The following is a 15,132-nucleotide window of genomic DNA, read 5'->3' as shown; positions in this document are numbered from 1 at the left end:
GCGGGTGGAACGCTTGGCCACAGCCCGACTCGACACTTCCCCCTGTCCCGTTCCCGCCTGGCTGCCCGATCGCCATAGCCAGACGATCTATGCCGCCTTTGTCGCGCAGCATCACCATATTGCCTTCGTGCGCGAACGCGTCGATACGCCCGACACTGACTTCATCGACATCGACTGGACGGGGCCCGGGCTGTTTCCCCACAAGAGCGCCGACGGCCAGCCCATCGACAACGCTACGCCGGTGGTGCCGGGCAAGACAGCGGCGGCACGCTGGATAACCGATGCCGACTGGCTTTCGCTGCCGCAGACGCCGGACACCCCGGCCCTGCTGCTGCTGCATGGGCTGGAAGGCGGCAGCACCAGCCGCTATGCGCAGTCGATCGCGCACCATTTCCGGGCCCGCGGCTGGATCGTGGCGGTCGCGCATTTCCGGGGCTGCTCGGGCGCGCCCAACCGGCTCGCGCGGGCCTATTATTCGGGCGACTCCACCGAAGTGGGCTTCATGCTCGACGTGGTGCGCGCGCGCATTCCGCATGCGCGCTGGCACGCGGTGGGGGTGTCGCTGGGCGGCAATGCGCTGCTCAAATTCCTGGGCGAGCAAGGCAGCAACGTATCGTGGCTGGCGGCCTGCGCCGGCGTGTCGGTTCCCGTAGACCTGGTGGCCGGCGGCACGACGCTGTCCAAGGGCTTTATCAATCGTCGCCTTTATAGCGCGCACTTTCTTAAAACGATGAAGCGCAAGGTGCTCGAAAAGGCGCGGCGCTTTCCAGGCGCGATCGACGTCATGCGCATTGCGCATGCGCGCGACCTGCGCGAGTTCGACGACGCATACACCGCGCCCATGCACGGTTTCCGCAATGCACTCGATTACTGGACGCGCGCATCCAGCAAGCCGTTGCTGGCCACCATCCAGGTGCCCACCCTGGTGCTGAACGCCCGCAACGATCCCTTTCTGCCCGCCAGCGCCCTGCCGGTGCCGCGCGAATGTTCGCCCCAGGTGCTGCTGCACCAGCCCGCCGAGGGCGGCCATGCCGGGTTTCCCACCGGGCCTTTCCCGGCCCACCTTGGCTGGCTGCCGCAACGGCTGGGGCGGTTCTTCGAGACCGGGCAGTAAGCCCTGCGATGGGAGGTTGTGCGGTGTCTGACACCGAAGGTGTCAGACACCCGTTTTCGCTGACGCGTGCCTGTGATGGGGGGTTGTGCGGTGTCTGACACCAAAGGTGTCAGACACCCGTCTTCGCTGCCGCCTGCCTGTGATGGTGCGTTGTGCGGTGTCTGACACCAAAGGTGTCAGACACCCGTTTTCGCTGCCGCCTGCCTGTGATGGGGCGTTGTGCGGTGTCTGACACCAAAGGTGTCAGACACCCGTTTTCGCTGACGCGTGCCTGTGATGGAAGGGTTGTGCGGTGTCTGACACCAAAGGTGTCAGACACCCGTCCCGCCGGACAAAGGCCGTGCTAGCTCTTGAACCGTTCGAGCAGTTCGCGTTCGGCGGTGAGCTTGTCTTTGACTTCGCGGATCTGTACGTCGATCTGCGATTGTTCGTAGAAATCGCGGGACAGCGAACGCGCCTGTTGCAGCTGGGATTCTGCGGCCGCGTAGGCGCCGGTCAGCACGTAATAGCGCGCCATGTCGCGGCGGGCCTGGACGGGTTGGCCGTTGCGCTCTTCGCTCTGGGCCAGCATCTGGTATAGGCCCGGCTCCTCGTCGCCCCACTGCTTGATGCGGTCGCGCAGGTAGGCCTGGGCCTCGGCGTGGCGGCCGGCGCCTTGCAGCGCCTGTGCATAGGCGATGCCCAGGGCCCGCTGCTGGGGCCAACGCTTGATGGCGGCGGCGGCCAGTTCCAGTGCGCGTGCGCTGTCTTTGCGGGCGGCGGCCAGGTCGATGCCCAGGCGGGCCAGGTAGGGGCTACTGTGCCCGGCGCTGCCCTGGTCAAGGTAGCGCTGCGCCTCGTCGAGGTTGTTGCGCTGGAACGCCTGCAGCGCCAGGCCATAGTACGCGGCGGACTGGCGCACGCCCGCGAGCGTCCGGGCATCGTCTTGTAGCTGCTGCGCGGCCGTGCGCAGGCTGACCGCGTCCCGGCCCTGAATGACCCGCATCTTGGCGCGCACGTACCAGAAGTCGTCGCTGTCGGCATGCCGCTCGGCAGGCAATGCGCGGCTGCGGTTCTGGATATCCGACATCCGTTCAATAGACAGAGGGTGGGTCGATGCCCAGGCGCCGCCCCCCATGCCTTCGTTCAGCCGCGACGCGCTCATCAGCCGCGAGAACATGCGCACCATGCCTTGCGGGTCATAGCCCGCCCTGGTCAGCATCTGGAAACCGGCGCGGTCGGCTTCGCGTTCGGCATCGCGCGAAAAGCCCAGCTGGCGGTTGATGGCCGCAGCCTGCCCGAAGGCGGCCACCCCCACGGCGAGGTTACCGCCTCCGCCCGCCAATGCCGCCAGCAGGGCGGCCGCCAGGCTGGCCATCATGACGACGCCGCTCTGGGCCTGCTGCGTCATGCCGCGCGCGATGTGACGCTGCGCCACGTGGCCGATCTCGTGCGCCAGCACCGCGGCGAGCTCGGATTCGCTGGAAGCGCCCACGATCAGCCCGCTGTTGACCCCAATGAAGCCGCCCGGCATGGCAAAGGCGTTGATCTCCGGATCGCGCACCCCGAACACCTCGATGTCGGGCAAGGCGCCTGGCGCATACGCGGCCAGTCTGTGCGCCATGGTGGTCAGGTACTGGTTGAGCTCCGGGTCGTTGATGTAGGTGGGATCACGCCGGCCCTGGGCCATGATGGCCTCGCCCAGCTGGCGCTCTAGCGCGGGAGGAAGATCGGCCGATGAGGCCGCGCCCATGGACGGCAGGCCCACCGGCTGGCCCACGGCCGGGGCGACCGGCAGCGCCAGCGCAACGCTCAGCGCGCCGGCCAGCGCGCCTCGAAGTAACTTGGGATGCCTGGGTATCGTATGCCTGCGGTTCATTGCAATATGATAGCGACCGCCGTAAAAAGTTTGGCTGTCTATCCAATTTCATGCGAGGTTCCCATGCGCCCAGTCCGCAAAGCCGTTTTCCCCGTCGCCGGAATGGGCACACGTTTTCTGCCTGCCACCAAGGCCATGCCCAAGGAAATGCTGCCGGTGGTGGACAAGCCCCTGATCCAGTACGCCGTCGAAGAGGCCGTGGCGGCCGGCGTCACCGACCTGATCTTTGTCACCGGGCGCAATAAGCGCGCCATCGAAGACCATTTCGACTCGGCCCCCGAACTCGAGGCCGACCTGGAAGGCAAAGGCAAGCACGAACTGCTGGCCATGGTGCGCGACATTCTGCCCGCCCACGTCAATTGCCTGTACATACGCCAGCCGGCCCCCCTGGGCCTGGGCCACGCCGTGCTGACCGCCGCCCCGGCCGTGGGGGACGAGCCCTTTGCGGTGCTGCTGGCCGACGACCTGATCGACGCAGACACCCCGGTGCTCAAGCAGCTGATCGACACGGCCTATGCGCATGACGCCAGCGTGCTGGGCGTACAGGATGTGCCGCGCGCAGATACCCGCAAATATGGCATCGTGGCCGCGCAGCCCCTGGACGAGCGTACCGCGCGCGTCACGCACATTGTGGAAAAGCCGGCGCCGGAGCAGGCGCCGTCCACATTGGCGGTGGTGGGCCGCTACGTACTCGAGCCGCAGATTTTCGATTTCCTGCGAGCCACCCAGGCCGGCGCGGGCAACGAAATCCAGCTGACCGACGGTATCGCCGCGCTGATGAGCGCGCGCGCTGTGTACGCGCATCGATACCAGGGGCAACGCTACGACTGCGGCAGCAAGGCCGGCATGTTCCAGGCCACCGTGGCCCTGGGCCGCAAATACCACGGCCTGGAGCCCTGAAACGGGGGCCGGCCCGCGCCCGCGGATGATTAAAGGCTGGCGGCCGGCTTGCCGGCGTCGGCATGCTCGCGCATGCGGGCCCGGGCCAGCGCCTGGCGGTCTTCAAGACGCAGGCGCCCCTTGCTGGACAGGCGCATCAGCGTGCCCAGCGCGACCATCAGGCCGAACACTTCGACCATTGCGGCAGGAATCCACATGGTCAGGCCGCCGATGGTCTGGTCAGTCTGGGCAGACATCGAAATCGCGCGCCCGCACAGCTCGAACAGCGGGTAGATATCGTATTCGGTAAAAGTGATGACCGCGCCGGCCACCATCTGCGGCGCCATGGTCAGCACGGGCGACAGCACCCGCCCGCCCGGACTCATGGCGGCGGGAGGGCTGGGACGCCGGTCGAGGATGAGGTTCCAGTACAGGAAGCCGCTGATCACCACCGACCAGTTCATCAGGCGGTAGAGCCGCCAGTCGAGCATGGAATAGAACTGCACCGACGGAATCAGCCACACCAGCACCAGGAAGACGAACAGCGCCGGGATGAAGTACTTATTGGTCAGCACCGCCACCACGGCACGGCCGGACGAAGTGCGCAGGAAGTCGCGCAGCCGTATCCGCCAGGCCATGGGCAGGCCGGCACGCATCACCGAACCGGGATACGCCGCCATGACCAGCAGCGGCCCCAGATGGTGCAACACCAGGTGCTGGATGCGGTGGATGAAGAACATGCGCTCGGCGTAATAGTCGATGCGCGTGTGCAAGGACAGGTACAGCAGCACGATGCCGGACCAGAACAGGAACTGGCGCCAACCATTGACCCGATGCACGCGCTGACCACGCACGAACAGTACGATGCCTGCCACGAAGGCAGCGATCAAGGCCGGGGAGAATTCCCACGGCGTGAGCCAACCGAGCCAATCCATGCCGAAATCCGATAAACCTGACAAGTCGCGGGCGACGCCCGTGGGGGCATTGTAGTTGACCCACGCACGGGCGAAGCCGGCCGGGTCAGGCGCGGGCCGACGCCCCGAAGCGCACGTGGCGTACAGCCGGATGGGCACGCAGGCGCCGTGCCTGCGACATGAGTTCGCCGCGCAATTCCGGCGGGCAATTGACGGTGATGCAGGCCGACGCAAAATCGGCATCGCGGCCGGAGTCAACCTGGAACTGGGCCACATCGATGCCGGCGGCGCCGAAATCCAGGCAGATCTGCTTGCGCACCGCCCCCAGCGCATCGCGCGGGCACTCGATGGTAAGTCGCGACGTGCCAGAACGACGGTTGAGCGCGGCGCGGTCCACGCCGGCACGGCGCATGAACAGGTCGAATAAACGCATGGCAACCTCCCGGAAACGGGAGCGCTCGTGCGAATGCGCGTGTCGGCACAGCGGCGCGCGGGCGGCGCACGAATCGTGCACAGCAACGCGGGCTGTGGGGCACAGCAACGGTTCGGGCGGTATTAGCGGGAATATGACGGCAAAGAACTTACCGCCACGTACCGCATCCTGCACTGGCAGGACACGGCAGAAGGAGTTTCTGCGGGGATCCTGTCAGGCAGCGACGTCGATGCAAGATCGACTACTACTGTCGCCGGAATCGGTATTCACAGAGCAACTCCGTATGATTTGAACGTATTGATTTTACGCGGTTTATTGATGACCGACAAGGGTTTTCCCTGTCGCACGCTTCAAATGTTGCGCAGGACGCGCACTGCCGGCCGCAACAGCCGTCAACGCACGAAATGCCAGCCCAGGTACACCGCGAACAGCCCGTAGAACCCGCCCACCGTGGACAGCACCGGCACGCTCATGCCGGCGCGGCGGAATCGCAGCCACAGCAATGCGATCGACAGCAGCGTGAACAGGCCTGCGGCCACGAGCGGGCCATCGAGCAGCCACGGGGTCAGGAATATGCCCAGGGCGCTGGGGATCGTGGCCTGGATCATCATGGCGCCCGAAATATTGGCCAGCGCCAGGCGTTCCTTGCCCTGCCGCACCCAGATCAGCGCGTTCATGATTTCGGGCAACTCGGTCGCCACCGGAGCGAGCAGCAATGCGGCGACGTGCGGCGAGGCGCCCATGGCGATACCCAGCAGTTCGATCTGGCGCACGAACACGTGCGAGGCGCCCGCGATCACCACCAGCGCCAGCACCGTCTGGGCGGCCGCCCAGGCCGTGGTTGGCGTCGGATCGCGCGGCCGCAGTTTCAGGGGTTCGATGTCGTCACAGTCCAGGCAGGCCTCGTCATTGGCGAGCTCGCGCTTGACGTACAGGCCGTAAACCGCCAGGAACAGCAGGCCCAGCCAGGGTTTCCAGGCGAACACCACCAAGCCCAATGCCACCTTGACCACGAACACGCCCATGAACCAGGCCTGGTCGCGCGCCAGGCGCTGCTGGTCGGCATTGATGCGGGCCGCGCTGCGGCCGCCCCGCCACAGCGCCCAGCCCACCACGGCATAGGCAAGCGTGGCGAGCACCAGGGGCCCGCCCATGGCGGCGCCCACGCCGATATCTTTCTGCTCGGGAGTCGTGCCGAAGACCACGGCCATGAAGGTGACTGCGCTTTCGGGCAGTGCGGTGCCGAACGCCGCCAGCACGGTGCCGGTGGCGGTGGCGCCCAATTTCATCCGGTGGCCGAGCCATTCGATGCCGTTGACGAAATACTCACAGGCAAAGTAAATGACCAGCGCGGACAGAAAAAAGAGAAACAGGGTGAGCAGCATGATGCATAGCCGGACGAGCAGACACCAATGGCGCGACGATGCGGCTCGCCCGGCAGGCATGTACGCATCGCGGCCAAAGGTCTCGCCTGGCTTCCCGGTGCGGCGACGCGGGTGCCGTCAGCGCCATGGGGTACGAAACCGCCAAGTCTGTTGACGCTGACTCCTTTGGGGATTCAAAGGATGGCTACTCCCCAATGACAGTGGCGCGGATTATAGCAGCCGCCCGCTCGCCCCGCCGGCGCATGGCGCGGTAAAGTAGCCCATGCCCCGGCTGGCGGGGCGACTCTTATGGCTGCCACCAACGATGAGCCTTTCCCCTGCCGACATTGCGCCCTACGCGCGGCGCCGCCACCGCTTGCTGGACCATATGCGCGCCGCCGGCGGCGGCGTGGCCGTCGTGGGCACCGCGCCCGCCGCGGTGCGCAATCGCGACACGGAATACCCGTACCGCCACGACAGCAACTTTTTTTACCTGACCGGCTTCGCCGAGCCGCAAGCATGGCTGGTATTGGTGGCGGGGCCCGTCGACCGGGCGATCCTGTTCTGCCGCCCCCGGCACCCCGAGCAGGAAATATGGGAGGGCTACCGCTGCGGGCCCGAGGCTGCGCGCGAGCGCTACGGGTTCGATGAAACCTACTCGATCGACGAACTCGACAAGCTGATGCCCGAGCTGCTGCTGGACCAGCCCACGCTGTTCTGGCCGTTTGCCGCGCGCGGGCCGGCGCAGCGCATGCTGCGGGCCTGGCAGGCGCAGGCCGAGGAACAAGGGCGCGGACGGCGCCGGCCGCCGGCGCGCGCGCAAGATCTGCGGCCCGTGCTGGCCGAGATGCGCCTGATCAAGGAGCCTGGCGAGATCGCCACCATGCGCCGGGCGGCGCGTATCTCGGCGGGCGCGCACGCACGCGCGATGCGCGCGGCACGGGTGGGCCAGCACGAATATGAGCTGGAAGCCGAACTGCTGTATGAATTCCGGCGCCATGGCGCACAGGCGCCGGCATATCCCTGCATCGTGGCCGCGGGCGCCAACGCGTGCGTACTGCACTACGCGGCGGGCGACACCGAGCTGCGCGATGGCGACCTGGTGCTGATCGATGCCGGATGCGAAGTGGACAGCTACGCATCGGATATCACGCGCACGTTCCCCGCCAACGGCCGCTTCAGCGGCCCGCAACGCGAGCTGTACGACCTGGTGGCCGCGGCGCAGCTTGCGGCTGCGCAGGCCACTGCCCCGGGGCGCAGCTTCAACGATGCGCACGACGCGGCGGTGCGCGTGCTGGCGCGCGGCATGCTGGATGCCGGCCTGCTGCAGGGGTCGCTGGACGGCGTGATCGAATCGGGGGCATATACCCGCTACTACATGCATCGCACCGGCCACTGGCTGGGCCTTGACGTGCACGATGCGGGCGACTACCGCAGCGGCGCGGCCGAAGCCGGCCAGGATCGCCCCTGGCGCACGCTCGAGCCCGGCATGCTGCTGACCATCGAGCCCGGCATCTATGTTCGCGCCGGCGACGATGTGCCCCGGCAGTTCTGGGACATCGGCATCCGCATTGAGGACGATGCGCTGGTCACGGCGGAAGGCTGCGAATTGATCACCCGCGGCGTGCCCGTTGACGCACGCGAGATCGAGGCGCTGATGCGCGAATGACTGCAACCGCGCGGGCGGCTGCGGGCGGGCCTTCAGAAGACGTAGCCGTCCAGCCAGCCCATCGCCGTCCAGGTGTACACCACCACCATGGCGATGCCGAAGATGCCCGCCGTGGCGCCTACCAGGGTGCCCATGATCGCCACCAGCACCGGCCCCCAGCCCGTATGCGTGACGCGCCCGTGGCCGGGGTTGTAGAGGCGGTCGAATTTTTCGTCCGGCATCAGGCTGAAAACCACGCCTTCGATAAAGCCGTCGATCATGGGCACAAACACCAGGAAGAACGCCGGGTTGTCGTACCAGACCGGAAATTGCGTGGCCGCAGCCAGGCAGGCCAGCACGGCGGCGGTAACCATCCAGGCATGGCGGCGCCCCAGGTACCACCAATGCGCGCCCAGCCAGCCGAACAGGCACGCCAGCAGTCCCACCACCAGCTTGCGCCGCGGCGGGCGGAGGGAAACGGATTTCGAGGACGACATCAATTGCATATCGGAACGGCGTGACGCCCGCCGCCGGGCGGTTATCGATCGGAATGCCCGCGATTGTAGTGGACGGTAGAATTCGAGCATGACCCAGTCTGCCTATGACATTGCCATCCTGGGCGCCGGCCCGGTCGGCCGCACCCTGGCGCTGCTGCTCGCCCGCCATAGCGCGCGGCCCGAGCGCATCGCCTTGCTGGCGGGCGCGGCGCCGGCCGGCAAGGCCGTCCAGCCCCCCGCCGCCGACCCGCGCGTGCTGGCGCTGAACCACGGCAGCCGGGTGCTGCTGGAATCGCTGCGGGCCTGGCCGGGACGCGCCGCCGACATTCGCACGGTGCATGTTTCGCAACGCGGCCGGCTGGGCAGCACGCTGATTCAAAGCAGCGACTTCCAGGTAGAGCGGCTGGGCAGCACGGTATCGTACGCCGAGCTGCATGCCACGTTGCTGGAACGTGTGCAGGAAAGCGGTGTAACCGTCCTGCACGGGCCGCCCGCCCAAGTGGCTGGCCAGGACGGTCAGGCTGTCGTCGTGCGCCAGGGCGATTCGGACTTGCGGTGCGCAGTGGCGGTGCAGTCGGACGGCAGCGGCGGCGATGACATACGCCGCGAATACGGCCAGCATGCGGTCATCACCAGCGCCTCGGCCGCCCTGCCCCGGGCCGGTTGGGCATGGGAACGCTTTACCCGCGAAGGGCCGCTGGCGCTGCTGCCGCACCCGCAGCTGGCGGGCGCGTATTCGGTGGTGTGGTGCAGCAGCCCCGGCCGCGCCGCCGAGCTGGCGCAAATGGACAACGCCGCTTTTTCGGCGGCCCTGAACCAGGCGTTCGGCACCCGCCTCGGACGCCTGTACAGCCAGGCCCCGCGGCACATTTTTCCGCTGGCGCTGAACGCGCGCCGCACGCTGGTGCAGGGGCGGCTGGCGGCCATCGGCAACGCAGCGCAGACCCTGCACCCGGTGGCGGGCCAGGGACTGAACCTTGGGTTGCGCGATGCGGCACGCCTGGCACAGGGATTGGCCGACTGGCTCGTCGCCCCCGCAACCGACCCGCAACCCGCACTGGCGGAATTCGGACGGGCGCGCCGCGCCGACCGCTGGATCACGGCCGGCCTTACCGACCTGATGCCCCGCGCTTTCGCCACCGGCCTGGCCCCCGTCGAGCACGCCTGCGGGCTGGGCTTGCTGGCGCTGGACCTGGCCGCGCCCCTGCGCGCACCGCTGGCCCGCCACCTGCTTCAGGGGCTGCGTGTCTGAAGGCGGCAGCCCGATCAAATAGGTGCCGTATTGAAGGCGGGTAAAATCCCGCCCATGCGCATCGGCCCCTGGACCCTTCCCAACAACGTGCTGGTCGCTCCCATGGCGGGAGTGACCGACCGGCCTTTCCGACAGCTGTGCAAGCGGCTGGGGGCCGGGCATGCCGTGTCGGAAATGGCGGCCAGCAACCCGCGGCTATGGGAAAGCGTCAAGACCTCGCGGCGCCTCAACCACGACGGCGAGATCGCTCCGGTGGCCGTACAGATCGCCGGCGCCGACCCGGCCATGATGGCCGAGGCCGCCGCGTTCAACGCGGCGCGCGGCGCGCGCATCATCGACATCAATATGGGTTGCCCGGTCAAGAAAGTATGCAACCTGGCGTCCGGTTCGGCCCTGCTGCGCGACGAAGACCTGGTGGCCCGCATACTCGACGCGGTCGTGGCGGCCTGCCAGCCGCTGGGCGTACCGGTAACGCTGAAGACCCGTACCGGCTGGGACCGCGATAACCGCAACGCGTTGCGGGTGGCGCGCCGCGCCCAGGACGCCGGCATCGCCGCCCTGGCGCTGCACGGACGTACCCGCGCCGACCTGTACACTGGCCAGGCCGAATACGACACCATACGCGCGGTCAAGGCCGAGATCGCTATTCCGGTCATTGCCAACGGCGATATCGACAGCCCGCGCAAGGCGCGCCAGGTGCTCGATTACACTGGCGCCGACGCGGTCATGATCGGCCGGGCGGCCCAGGGCCGGCCCTGGATCTTCCGCGAAATCGACCACTACCTGCGCACAGGCGAAACGCTGGCGCCGCCTTCCACCGAAGAAATGCGCGACCTGCTGCTCGAGCACCTGGACGATCATTACCGCTTCTACGGCGAGCACACCGGCGTGCGCTCGGCGCGCAAGCATATCGGCTGGTACATAGACGGCCTGCCCGGCGCAGACGCGTTCCGCGACCGCATGAACCGCATCGACAACACCCGCGACCAATGGCGCGCCGTGTCCGACTGGTTCGACGAACTTTTGCGCGCCGGCCCGGCCATTGCGGCCGCCGACGCGCAATCCCTGCTGGCGGCATGATCCGCCACCACCCACCTCCAACTATAAAATTTGTACACAATGAGCAAGAAAGATGTCCTGGAAGACTGCGTGCGCGCCAGCCTGGAGCGCTATTTCGAAGACCTGGGCGAATCCCAGCCCCACGACATGTGGGACATGGTGATGCGCTGCGTGGAACGCCCGGTTCTCGAAGTCGCCCTGGAGCGTTCCGGCGGCAACCAGTCGCGGGCGTCTGAAATGCTCGGCATCACGCGCAATACGCTGCGCAAGAAGCTGCAGGCCCACAACATCCAGCCCTGAGCGCCCGCCGCGCTCGCGACCGTTTTTCTTTCTTTCAGCCGCCCTCTCCATGAAAATCGAAACTGCCCTGCTCTCGGTGTCCGACAAGACCGGCATCGTTGAATTCGCCCGCGCGCTGGCCGCGCGCGGGGTGCGCCTGCTGTCCACGGGCGGCACCGCCCGGCTGCTGGCCGAGTCCGGCCTGGCCGTCACCGAAGTCGCCGCGCATACCGGATCGCCGGAAATCCTCGACGGCCGGGTCAAGACGCTGCACCCAAAGATCCACGGGGGCCTGCTGGCCCGCCGCGACAGCGCCGAACACCTGGACACCATTGCCGAGCATGGCATCGACCGCATCGACATGCTGGTGGTGAACCTGTATCCGTTCCGCGAAACCATCGCGCGGCCGGGCTGCACGTTTGCCGACGCGGTAGAAAACATCGACATCGGCGGGCCGGCGATGCTGCGGGCGGCCGCCAAGAACCACGGCACCGAGGCCGGCGGCGTCACGGTCGTGATCGACCCGGCCGACTATTCGCGCGTGCTGGCAGAAATGGACAAGACCGGCTCCACATCGTATGCGCTGCGCCTGGAGCTGGCCGCCAAGACTTACGCCCATACGGCCGCTTACGACGGCGCGATCGCCGGCTACCTGACCAGCCTGGCGGAACCCGCGCCCGCACAGGACGCCGCCCCGTCGCGCCACGACTGGCCGGGCACGCTGACACTGCAGGTCAACAAGGCACAGACCTTGCGCTACGGCGAAAACCCCCACCAGCAGGCCGCGTTCTATGTCGACAGCCACCGCGCCGCCGGCCTGCTGGGCAATTACCGGCAGCTGCAAGGCAAGGAACTGTCGTACAACAACATCGCCGACGCCGACGCGGCGTGGGAATGCGTGCGCAGCTTCGACACGCCCGCCTGCGTGATCGTCAAGCACGCCAACCCCTGCGGCGTGGCGGTGGCGGGCGATACGCTGCACGCCTATCAGCAAGCCTTCAAAACCGACCCGACATCGGCCTTCGGCGGAATCATCGCCTTCAACCGCCCCATTGACGCGGCCACGGCCGAAGCTGTCAGCGGCCAGTTCGTGGAAGTGCTGCTGGCGCCGGGCTACGACGGCGCGGCGCTGGCCGTGCTGGCGGCCAAGAAAAACGTGCGCGTGCTGGAAGTTCCCGCCGGCGCCGGACACAACGATTTCGACATCAAGCGCGTGGGCGGTGGCTGGCTGGTGCAGACGCCCGACTCGTATAACGTGCCGCGCGATGCGCTCCGGGCGGTTACCCGCCGCCAGCCCACCGAACAGGAAATGAACGACCTGGCCTTTGCCTGGAAGGTCGCCAAGTATGTCAAGTCCAACGCCATCGTGTTCGCCGCCGGCGGCATGACCCTGGGCGTCGGCGCCGGCCAGATGAGCCGCATCGATTCTGCCCGCATTGCCTCCATCAAGGCCGAGAACGCGGGGCTGACGCTGCAGGGCTCGGCGGTGGCGTCCGATGCGTTCTTCCCGTTCCGTGACGGCCTGGACGTGGTGGTGGCGGCCGGGGCGACCTGCGTGATCCAGCCCGGCGGCAGTGTGCGCGACGACGAAGTGATCGCGGCCGCCGACGAGCATGGCATCGCCATGGTCTTCACCGGCACGCGTCACTTCCGTCACTGATGCGCGTCCTCGGCATCGACCCCGGCCTGCGCCGCACCGGTTTCGGTGTGATCGATGTCAAGGGCGCGAGCCTGCGCTATGTGGCCAGCGGCACCATCGTGGTGCCGCCTGCGCTGGCGCTGCCCGAGCGCCTGAAAGTCATCCTGGACAACCTGCGCGAGGTCGCCCGCGACACGCGCCCCGATGTCGCGGCGCTGGAAATCGTCTTCCTCAACACCAATCCCGCGTCCACCCTGCTGCTGGGGCAGGCGCGCGGCGCGGCGCTGTGCGCGCTGGCCGACAGCCGGCTCGAGGTTCACGAATACACCGCGCTGCAGATCAAGAAGGCTGTGGTCGGCACCGGGCGGGCCGCCAAAGAGCAAGTGCAGATGATGGTTCAGCGCCTGCTGTCGCTGGACGGCACGCCCGCTCCCGATTCGGCCGATGCGCTGGCCTGCGCAATTTGCCATGCACACGTCGGGCCGCTGCAAAGCCGCCTGGGCCTGCTGTCGGGCGGCGCAGGCCGTGGCAGCCGTGCGCGCGTGCGTGGCGGCCGCGTGGTGGGCTGACCCGCCCCGCGCGGCACACCGTTTAGAATGCCGGCAGGGCGCGCGCGGCGCGCCATTCCTTCACTTGCTGGCGCCTGCACCATGATCGGACGCATTACCGGAACCCTGATCGAGAAATTGCCGCCCACCATTTGCGTGGACGTCAATGGCCTGGGCTATGACATCGAAGTGCCCATGAGCACCCTGTACGCCCTGCCGGAAACCGGCGCACGCGTTGCGCTGTATACCCACCTGACCGTGCGCGAGGACGCGCACATCCTCTACGGGTTCGCCACGCCGGCCGAACGCAGCGCGTTTCGCGAACTGATCAAGGTCAGCGGCATCGGCGCACGCACGGCGCTGGCGGTGTTGTCGGGCCTTTCGGTAAGCGAGCTGGCGCAGGCCATCACGCTGCAGGAATCCGGGCGGCTTACACGCGTGCCCGGCATCGGCAAGAAAACCGCCGAGCGCCTGTTGCTGGAAATGCGCGGCAAACTGGGCGCCGACATCGGCGCCAGCGCGCACCCCGTGCCCGACAGCCAGGCCGACATCCTGAACGCGCTGCTCGCGCTGGGGTATTCCGAAAAAGAGTCGCAGGCCGCGCTCAAGACACTGCCCGAAGGCACCGAGGTGTCGGACGGCATACGCTTGGCCCTGAAGGCGCTGGTGCGATAAACAGCGGCGGGGGGGTGTAGGGTCAAGCGGGCTTCAGGTAGCCCGGCACGACCGCTTCCATGCTGGCGGGCACCACGCCCAGCTCGGGCGCCATGGCTGCGGACCCGATGTTGTCGACGGTAAGCGACGCAAGGTTGTCGCGCGAGATGAGCGGGTCGCCGGGCAGGCATTCGAAGCAGCGCGCCTGCAGGCGGGCCACGCCCGCGGGCAGCGCGCACACCGGCCTGGGATGGCCGCTCCAGATGGCGCACAGGCGCACGATTTCACGCAGCGTATATACCTGCGGCCCGGCCAGTTCGTAGGTACGGCCGGCCGTTACGGGGTTGACCAGGGCCGTGGCGATTGCGCTGGCCACGTCGGCCACGCTGACCGGCTGCATGCGTGCGTCGGCGCCCGCCAACGGGATGGCGGGCAGCCAGCGCGCCAGCCGCGCGAACAGGGTCGTGAAGCGGTCGTCGGGGCCGAATACGACCGACGGCCGGAATATCGTGCAGGCGCCGTCGGGCCAGGCGGCATAGACCTGGCGCAGGGCGGCTTCGCCGTCGCCCTTGGACCGCAGGTACATGCTGGGGCCGGAGGAATCGGCGCACAAGGCGCTGACGTGCAGCAGGCGCCGCACGTCGTGGCGCCTGCACGCTTGCGCAAGCCGGCGCGGCAGCTCTACGTGCACCCGGGCAAAGCCGGCGCCGTACGGCCGGCCATGCCCGCCATGCAGGATGCCGGCCAGGTTGATGACCGCGTCGCTTTCTTGCAGCATGCGGTCGAGCGCCGTGTCGTCGTGGACATCGGCTTCAAGTAACGTAAGCCCCGGCAACAATTGCAGATCGCGGCCGCGCGCATACTGGCGCGTGGGAACGAGCAGGATGTGCCCGTCGCGGGCCAGCCGTGCCGCCACGTGCCTGCCCAGGAAACCGGTGCCGCCAACAAGCAGGATACGCATGGTTGCAGCCTCTTATTCGGATAACGGTTCCGC

15 protein-coding genes and 1 riboswitch are annotated in these 15,132 nt (G+C 67.7%); of the genes, 9 read left to right on the top strand and 6 right to left on the bottom strand.

Annotation, left to right across the window (positions count from 1 at the left end):
- Window positions 1-13 precede the first annotated feature (13 nt).
- Window positions 14-1,114 (top strand): YheT family hydrolase, encoded by a 1,101-nt coding sequence (locus tag CAL18_RS03115; RefSeq protein ID WP_026638495.1) that lies wholly within the window; start codon window positions 14-16, stop codon window positions 1,112-1,114.
- Between the two features lie 343 nt (window positions 1,115-1,457).
- Here the strand turns inward: CAL18_RS03115 and CAL18_RS03110 are convergent, their stop codons facing one another.
- Window positions 1,458-2,972, bottom strand: coding sequence for a M48 family metalloprotease (locus tag CAL18_RS03110; protein WP_094796041.1), 1,515 nt, complete (start codon window positions 2,970-2,972; stop codon window positions 1,458-1,460).
- A 63-nt stretch (window positions 2,973-3,035) separates the two neighbouring features.
- Here CAL18_RS03110 and galU point away from each other — a divergent pair, with 63 nt between their 5' ends.
- Window positions 3,036-3,872, top strand: a complete 837-nt coding sequence (gene galU / locus CAL18_RS03105) for a UTP--glucose-1-phosphate uridylyltransferase GalU (protein WP_094796040.1) — start codon at window positions 3,036-3,038, stop codon at window positions 3,870-3,872.
- Between the two features lie 29 nt (window positions 3,873-3,901).
- On the opposite strand, the gene CAL18_RS03100 is transcribed toward galU, so the two are convergent.
- The 3 genes from CAL18_RS03100 to CAL18_RS03090 all read right to left on the bottom strand — a co-directional run bounded on the left by CAL18_RS03100 (window position 3,902) and on the right by CAL18_RS03090 (window position 6,583).
- A complete protein-coding gene (locus CAL18_RS03100; protein WP_094817320.1) occupies window positions 3,902-4,786 on the bottom strand; it encodes a cytochrome c oxidase assembly protein in 885 nt (294 codons plus the stop codon).
- An 85-nt stretch (window positions 4,787-4,871) separates the two neighbouring features.
- Window positions 4,872-5,198: a hypothetical protein gene (locus CAL18_RS03095; protein WP_026639902.1), complete on the bottom strand. Its 327-nt coding sequence runs from the start codon at window positions 5,196-5,198 to the stop codon at window positions 4,872-4,874.
- A gap of 392 nt (window positions 5,199-5,590) precedes the next feature.
- A complete protein-coding gene (locus tag CAL18_RS03090; protein ID WP_026639903.1) occupies window positions 5,591-6,583 on the bottom strand; it encodes a sodium:calcium antiporter in 993 nt (330 codons plus the stop codon).
- A gap of 19 nt (window positions 6,584-6,602) precedes the next feature.
- Window positions 6,603-6,788, bottom strand: a riboswitch (yybP-ykoY riboswitch).
- Between the two features lie 99 nt (window positions 6,789-6,887).
- On the opposite strand from CAL18_RS03090, the gene CAL18_RS03085 reads away from it, so the two are divergent.
- Complete coding sequence (locus tag CAL18_RS03085; protein ID WP_026639904.1) at window positions 6,888-8,231, top strand: aminopeptidase P N-terminal domain-containing protein; 1,344 nt, start codon at window positions 6,888-6,890, stop codon at window positions 8,229-8,231.
- A gap of 32 nt (window positions 8,232-8,263) precedes the next feature.
- On the opposite strand, the gene CAL18_RS03080 is transcribed toward CAL18_RS03085, so the two are convergent.
- Complete coding sequence (locus CAL18_RS03080; protein ID WP_026639905.1) at window positions 8,264-8,716, bottom strand: TM2 domain-containing protein; 453 nt, start codon at window positions 8,714-8,716, stop codon at window positions 8,264-8,266.
- A 79-nt stretch (window positions 8,717-8,795) separates the two neighbouring features.
- Between CAL18_RS03080 and CAL18_RS03075 the strand changes: the two genes are divergently transcribed.
- From CAL18_RS03075 to ruvA, 6 genes are all read left to right on the top strand, one after another.
- Window positions 8,796-9,959 (top strand): UbiH/UbiF/VisC/COQ6 family ubiquinone biosynthesis hydroxylase, encoded by a 1,164-nt coding sequence (locus CAL18_RS03075; protein WP_094796036.1) that lies wholly within the window; start codon window positions 8,796-8,798, stop codon window positions 9,957-9,959.
- Window positions 9,960-10,013: 54 nt separating this feature from the next.
- Window positions 10,014-11,039 (top strand): tRNA dihydrouridine synthase DusB, encoded by a 1,026-nt coding sequence (gene dusB / locus CAL18_RS03070; protein WP_026639907.1) that lies wholly within the window; start codon window positions 10,014-10,016, stop codon window positions 11,037-11,039.
- Window positions 11,040-11,078: 39 nt separating this feature from the next.
- Complete coding sequence (locus CAL18_RS03065; protein WP_026639908.1) at window positions 11,079-11,318, top strand: helix-turn-helix domain-containing protein; 240 nt, start codon at window positions 11,079-11,081, stop codon at window positions 11,316-11,318.
- Window positions 11,319-11,367: 49 nt separating this feature from the next.
- A complete protein-coding gene (purH, locus tag CAL18_RS03060; RefSeq protein ID WP_026639909.1) occupies window positions 11,368-12,957 on the top strand; it encodes a bifunctional phosphoribosylaminoimidazolecarboxamide formyltransferase/IMP cyclohydrolase in 1,590 nt (529 codons plus the stop codon).
- The gene (gene ruvC / locus CAL18_RS03055) at window positions 12,957-13,505 is read left to right on the top strand and encodes a crossover junction endodeoxyribonuclease RuvC (protein ID WP_026639910.1); all 549 of its coding nucleotides are present in this window, start codon (window positions 12,957-12,959) and stop codon (window positions 13,503-13,505) included. Before purH ends, ruvC begins: the two co-directional genes overlap by 1 nt.
- An 81-nt stretch (window positions 13,506-13,586) precedes the next feature.
- Window positions 13,587-14,159: a Holliday junction branch migration protein RuvA gene (ruvA, locus tag CAL18_RS03050; protein WP_094817319.1), complete on the top strand. Its 573-nt coding sequence runs from the start codon at window positions 13,587-13,589 to the stop codon at window positions 14,157-14,159.
- 22 nt (window positions 14,160-14,181) lie between these two features.
- Here ruvA and CAL18_RS03045 read toward each other — a convergent pair whose 3' ends face one another.
- A complete protein-coding gene (locus CAL18_RS03045; RefSeq protein WP_026639912.1) occupies window positions 14,182-15,099 on the bottom strand; it encodes a complex I NDUFA9 subunit family protein in 918 nt (305 codons plus the stop codon).
- Window positions 15,100-15,132: the final 33 nt, after the last annotated feature.

The organism is Bordetella genomosp. 7, from assembly GCF_002261415.1.
Lineage (GTDB): Bacteria > Pseudomonadota > Gammaproteobacteria > Burkholderiales > Burkholderiaceae_B > Bordetella_A.
Note: the sequence above shows the minus strand (reverse complement) of the source record. Positions and strands in the feature narration are given on the sequence as shown.

Excerpts from the sequence above, each read along its gene's own strand:
- CAL18_RS03110 (WP_094796041.1), bottom strand. The coding sequence starts at position 2,972 with ATGAACCGCAGGCATACGATACCCAGGCATCCCAAGTTACTTCGAGGC.
- galU (WP_094796040.1), top strand. The coding sequence starts at position 3,036 with ATGCGCCCAGTCCGCAAAGCCGTTTTCCCCGTCGCCGGAATGGGCACA.
- CAL18_RS03100 (WP_094817320.1), bottom strand. The coding sequence starts at position 4,786 with ATGGATTGGCTCGGTTGGCTCACGCCGTGGGAATTCTCCCCGGCCTTG.
- CAL18_RS03095 (WP_026639902.1), bottom strand. The coding sequence starts at position 5,198 with ATGCGTTTATTCGACCTGTTCATGCGCCGTGCCGGCGTGGACCGCGCC.
- CAL18_RS03090 (WP_026639903.1), bottom strand. The coding sequence starts at position 6,583 with ATGCTGCTCACCCTGTTTCTCTTTTTTCTGTCCGCGCTGGTCATTTAC.
- CAL18_RS03085 (WP_026639904.1), top strand. The coding sequence starts at position 6,888 with ATGAGCCTTTCCCCTGCCGACATTGCGCCCTACGCGCGGCGCCGCCAC.
- CAL18_RS03080 (WP_026639905.1), bottom strand. The coding sequence starts at position 8,716 with ATGCAATTGATGTCGTCCTCGAAATCCGTTTCCCTCCGCCCGCCGCGG.
- CAL18_RS03075 (WP_094796036.1), top strand. The coding sequence starts at position 8,796 with ATGACCCAGTCTGCCTATGACATTGCCATCCTGGGCGCCGGCCCGGTC.
- dusB (WP_026639907.1), top strand. The coding sequence starts at position 10,014 with ATGCGCATCGGCCCCTGGACCCTTCCCAACAACGTGCTGGTCGCTCCC.
- CAL18_RS03065 (WP_026639908.1), top strand. The coding sequence starts at position 11,079 with ATGAGCAAGAAAGATGTCCTGGAAGACTGCGTGCGCGCCAGCCTGGAG.
- purH (WP_026639909.1), top strand. The coding sequence starts at position 11,368 with ATGAAAATCGAAACTGCCCTGCTCTCGGTGTCCGACAAGACCGGCATC.
- ruvC (WP_026639910.1), top strand. The coding sequence starts at position 12,957 with ATGCGCGTCCTCGGCATCGACCCCGGCCTGCGCCGCACCGGTTTCGGT.
- ruvA (WP_094817319.1), top strand. The coding sequence starts at position 13,587 with ATGATCGGACGCATTACCGGAACCCTGATCGAGAAATTGCCGCCCACC.
- CAL18_RS03045 (WP_026639912.1), bottom strand. The coding sequence starts at position 15,099 with ATGCGTATCCTGCTTGTTGGCGGCACCGGTTTCCTGGGCAGGCACGTG.